The sequence below is a fragment of the Arthrobacter sp. MDT2-34-1 genome (assembly GCF_059091365.1).
Genome location: NZ_JBNHGO010000210.1, coordinates 1 through 280 on the forward strand (window position 1 = coordinate 1; position 280 = coordinate 280).

The window sequence follows — 280 nt, forward strand, 5'->3', positions numbered from 1 at the left end:
CAGCCAGCTACCGCTGACCGTTTCCATGGTACTGGTGATCATCCTTGCCCTGGCATTCCATCCGACGGCCCTGGCAAACCCGTTGTTCCAGGCGGGCCTGGCCATGCATGCGCTGCTGTTCCTACTGTGCTTCATTATTCCCTGGGACCGGCTCTGGTATCCAAGTTTCTTGTCCATCCCGCTGTTGGACTTCGTGGCAATCGGACTGACCCGCGAAGGGTCACTGGCCGAGCTTTCCGGCGTCGGCCTGCTAGCGGTTTTCCCTGTTTTCTGGCTGACC

Annotated in this window: 1 pseudogene; it reads left to right on the top strand. The window is 59.6% G+C overall.

Annotated features, from left to right (window positions below):
• Positions 1 to 280: pseudogene (locus AC5RVV_RS18385) on the top strand (PAS domain-containing sensor histidine kinase); the annotation flags it as partial.